Raw genomic sequence first — 4062 nt, 5'->3', positions numbered from 1 at the left:
ATGGCTCTGTGGCCAATAATGCCTCGACAGCAGTATCCGAATGGTTGGAAGCGGCCGCATGTAAGCGCGATTGCGCAAACCGCAAAAGCGCATGTCCTGACGCGCTTAAATGTCCGTCACGTAGAAAATGTTCAAGTGGAGCGTCCTCACAATTTGTTTGCGAAGAATAGTGCTGCGTATCAAAGAATGGGGATGGGTCTAACCCGCAGTATTGGCCTTGTTGGACATAATGTTCGTACGGGCGTTCAGGCAATTGACCAAAGGTCTCTTTGGCTGCTTGGCGATAAAAACTTGGATCAAACAGAGGTTGAGGTGAATGCTGCGTGTTTGACACCAAGTAGTGATAAACACCGCGACGAATGTCAGTGTCCTTACCAAGTTGCGCTCGATAGAAATCCAAATCGAAAAGAACGTGGGTCGATACGTCGTGCTCAGCATCCCAATAAGCTGCAAGAGCTTCGCGATAGCTTTCGAAGGTGCGATTCAATTGATGCCCAAGATGGTCAAAATCAACTAAGGCATGCGAGCGGACTTCATAAATATCACCCCCAAATAGTGCTGAATAGAACGCAGCAGGCGCGCCGAAATCGCAGTCTTTACAGATGAAATCTTCATCAAAGAACGGATGGAAACATGGTAGCCGTTCATTTCGGCGCACCCGATTAAGGCAGTCCTCAATTGCAGCGCTTGGATTTTGCAGAAGATGGGTACATTGCGATAAATAGAAGCTTGGATCGAACAATGGGTTGGGAGAAACACCACGTCTCATACCCTCTTGCAGATAACGCAAAACAACGTTCTCCAGATTTCGCGTGACACCTAGAGCAGTGCTGCAATGTTCGGCATCAAAAAGAACATTGGGAGCATAAGGGTCTTGATTGCCGGGGTCCAAAATCGACTCGATAATGGCATCGTCTGACAGATTTTCCGCGTTCTTGTTTCGCGTACGCACAAACTCTAGGTCGAAAAACCATCGGTGTGTATTGGCGAAATCAGAGCTATGAAAGTTCATGTAGTCGGGTCTCTTTGCTTTGTGCAGGCTGCCAATCCATTCGATGCCAAGCTGTCGCCGTTTTGATGATATTCTCTAGTGAGGAGTGCTTGGCCTCAAATCCGAGAATGCGCCGGGTCTTGCTTGGGTCCGCCACAAGAGCAGCGGGATCGCCAGGGCGGCGAGGTTCAAGGCGGTAAGGAACTGCAACCTGTAGTTCAGCTTCCACAGCCCTGATAATTTCAAGGACCGAATAACCGCTACCGACTCCCAGATTGAAGACATCCGTTTCCCCACCCTTCAGCAAATGATGACAGGCCGCTACGTGCGCATCTGCCAGGTCCAAAACATGGATGTAATCGCGGACAGCTGATCCATCTGCGGTATCATAATCTGTTCCAAAGACAGCGAAATCATCAATCCTGCCCAATCCAGATAGAATAGCCCGAGGAATGAGATGGGTCTCTTCCCTGTGGGCTTCACCCGTTTCGAGTTCAGGATCATCACCCGATGCGTTGAAATAGCGCAAACAAATGCTGCGCAATCCATAGGCGGACGAAAAGTCTTGTAGAACCTGCTCAACCATCCGCTTGCTATGTCCATACGGGTTGATAGGCCTCTGCGGTGTATTCTCATCTATCAGTGAGGCATCGGGCGTGCCATAGGTCGCGCAAGTCGACGAAAAGATGATTGGTATATTCCCAGCTGCCACAGCAGCCTGCGCGACATTCAAGGATCCGAGTGTGTTGTTCTCATAATACTTACCCGGGTTGGTCACAGACTCGCCGACATAAGCAAAAGCTGCGAAATGAATGATCGCAGCGGGTTTAGTTCTTGCAATGGCATTGTCCAAATCTGCTCGGGAGCGAATGTCGCCTTTGATGAGCTCACCCCACTTTACAAATTCGGCGTGACCCTCGGAAAGGTTGTCGAACGTCACTGGGTCAAACCCCATTGACTGTAACTTTTTGCACGTGTGGCTACCGATGTATCCGGCGCCGCCCAAGACCAAAATCTTTTGTCTCATGATACTGAAAAGTCCTATGCGATAAGATCGCGCATAAATGTTGATTGAAAAAATGCAAAAAATCGATAAATACCCCGACGACAAGCAAGCTAATTTGTTGATATATGTCAATGGGTTTAAGAACACGGTTGCGTTCACGATCGCTCCAACTTGGGTATGCTGTTGGGCTTCGGATAGTCTTTTGGAAAGGTATTTATGAAACGCCATCTTGTAAATTTTCATATTCCAAAATCCGCGGGTTCCGCACTTCGCGCTAACTTAGCTGCCAGCTTTGCCTCAGCTGAATTACCAGAACGGTATGTGCTCGGTGTTGAGCCGGGGAATGGGGTCGACCATTTCGAAGGGCTAACGCAACGGTTTGCTGCGGAGTTCCCCAAAATTTTTGATCAAAGTGACAGGATGATCTCGGGACACTTTAGGTATCGTGATGTAGCGGACATTATTGCGCCCCAGCGCGGTCGCGTCTCTTTGATCACTTTTTTGCGTGATCCAATTTGGCGCACGTTGTCGGACTATTACTACAGCATTTCCGCAAAGCATGACGATGCAGAGGCCTTCAATGCTATGTACCCAACGTTCGATCACTACATGAGCAATCCAGGCGAAATGAATAAGATGTGCAGTTTCTTATGTTTAGAAGAGTCGGATTCCGCGCAAAAGATATTGCAACAAGTCTTTCGGGACTTCGACTTTGTCGGTGTGACCGAGAATTTCACGGACGACCTTCTGTTTATTGCAAATTCCGTTAGAAGATCAGTTGAAAGCGAGAAGCGTGAAAACGAAAACAGGAACAAAGACGTAATGCTTCAAGCCTATGATAAGTATGCACCGAAGCTAAAGAATGTATTGAAAAACGACTACATTCTTTTTGATGGAATACTAGAGCAACGAGGACTTAAGAAACGTTCCTAGAGCCTAGTTTTGTCGGTTTGTGATTTGGCCAGATTAGCGGTGTTTGTGATGCAGTGTCACAGTCTTGCGGCACAGTCGGGTTTAGAGAGAACTAAACAACGTTTCCTCGCCTGAGAGACATCCAAAAAGTCGTTTTTCTATCCACAACCTTTTGGCTCTTCATCCAAGTTCAACTCTGATCAGAGGACTGATCGCCTTGATCCGCACCTACTCGGTCAAAGCCATCTCAAGCGTGTGCAAAATTGTGGCTTCCATCACGTTTACCTTCCAGGCAGATTGCGGGAGCGGCAATGCGCCTTTTGAGATCTTATGCGCCACTTTTTGTAATGTCTCTGAGGTGGCCACTTGATTAACCAGTCCAGCCTCAACTGCCTTGAGGCGAAGAGGAACGTTGGCGACACCGCCAACACCAACGCCAGCAGCGATAATGCGATCATTTTCGATGACAAGGCGGATTGAGCATTCGACAATGGGCCATTCCGCTTCGAACCGGCTGATCGACCGGAAATAGGCTGTCGTTTCTCCGTCTACTGCGGGAGGCAGGATGACATGGGTTAGGATTTCATTGGCTTTCAACAGGTGATCACGATCATAGACGGATCCATTGCCATATAGGTCCGCCACGGACATTTCCCGCTCGGTTGTGACAATGGTTGCATCATAGGCAAGAAGTGCCGTTGCCAGCGTTGACGGGTGCGGATGCACGCAACCTCCATTATCGAAAACGACTCCGTTTGTGTGAATCCCATCGCGTGCGCCGCAAACCGCATCGCCCTTTTTCGTGCAAGGCAGATCGGGGTGCCTGAAATAGGCGCAGCGGGTCTTTTGCAAAAGGCTTCCGCCAAAGCTAGCGGCCCAACGGATTTGCGGTGTCGCCAACCCATTCGCAGCTTTTGCCAAGGCACCATAGCCGGTTTGAACCACAGGGCTCTGCCCGACCTCATCAATCGTGACATTCGAGCCTATTTTCAGTGAGCCGTCCTTTAACTCTTCAATCCCGCCAAAATCCAACTTGTGTATATCGATGATTGGCCCTTCAGATACACCGAGGCGATATCGGTCGTGCAAATCAGTGCCGCCAGCACGGATTTCACCAATTGCGTCTTTGATGTCAGCGGTTTTCTTCAAAACT

At 49.0% G+C, this 4062-nt stretch carries 4 protein-coding genes; 1 reads left to right on the top strand and 3 read right to left on the bottom strand.

The window, feature by feature from the left end:
- Nucleotides 1–1012, bottom strand: a 1012-nt coding sequence (locus ABJQ89_RS08980; protein ID WP_348495911.1) for a hypothetical protein, incomplete at its 3' end; no start/stop codon positions are given.
- Complete coding sequence (gene galE / locus ABJQ89_RS08975) at nt 999–2018, bottom strand: UDP-glucose 4-epimerase GalE (protein WP_348495912.1); 1020 nt, start codon at nt 2016–2018, stop codon at nt 999–1001. The genes ABJQ89_RS08980 and galE, both read right to left, overlap by 14 nt.
- Before the next feature lie 195 nt (nt 2019–2213).
- On the opposite strand from galE, the gene ABJQ89_RS08970 reads away from it, so the two are divergent.
- Complete coding sequence (locus tag ABJQ89_RS08970) at nt 2214–2930, top strand: sulfotransferase family 2 domain-containing protein (protein ID WP_348495910.1); 717 nt, start codon at nt 2214–2216, stop codon at nt 2928–2930.
- A 207-nt stretch (nt 2931–3137) separates the two neighbouring features.
- On the opposite strand, the gene ABJQ89_RS08965 is transcribed toward ABJQ89_RS08970, so the two are convergent.
- On the bottom strand, nt 3138–4062 hold a 925-nt coding region (locus ABJQ89_RS08965), incomplete at its 5' end, for an FAD binding domain-containing protein (RefSeq protein WP_348495909.1).

Origin of the sequence: Planktotalea sp., assembly GCF_039984035.1 — a bacterium.
Lineage (GTDB): Bacteria > Pseudomonadota > Alphaproteobacteria > Rhodobacterales > Rhodobacteraceae > Planktotalea.
The sequence above is the reverse complement of the archived record's forward strand: the minus strand, read 5'-3'. Positions and strand labels throughout refer to the sequence as shown.